Source organism: Bartonella queenslandensis AUST/NH15, from assembly GCF_000312585.1.
In the GTDB taxonomy this organism is placed as follows: domain Bacteria; phylum Pseudomonadota; class Alphaproteobacteria; order Rhizobiales; family Rhizobiaceae; genus Bartonella; species Bartonella queenslandensis_A.
In genome coordinates, this window is record NZ_HE998436.1 from 1 (window position 1) to 307 (window position 307).

A 307-nucleotide genomic window follows, 5' to 3' on the forward strand; every position below is an offset into this window, starting at 1 on the left:
TTCCTTGGGGAGACGGAGCAGCAGAGTATTTTTACAACCTCTACGAATATGAAGACGGTACAAGAGAGTGTGAAAAGTTTGATGGCGGTCAGTATTACACCATACCAGAAAAGGCAGATTTTAGCACCAAAGCGCAGGTAAAAGCTTGGATATATGGGGGTAATTTGCCAAGAAGTGTTCTCAATTACGAACCTCTCATAGATGAAATCAATAGAGAGATTAAAAAGTTATCGGAAGTTGCTTGACAACATGGCAACAATATGGCTATTGTCGAATCAGGTGCTTGAAAAACACTTGAAAACAACTA

1 pseudogene is annotated in these 307 nt (G+C 39.7%); it reads left to right on the forward strand.

What is annotated here, in order from left to right:
* Nucleotides 1-245 (forward strand): annotated as a pseudogene (locus BN338_RS10580) (hypothetical protein); the annotation flags it as partial.
* Between the last annotated feature and the right edge of the window lie 62 nt (nucleotides 246-307).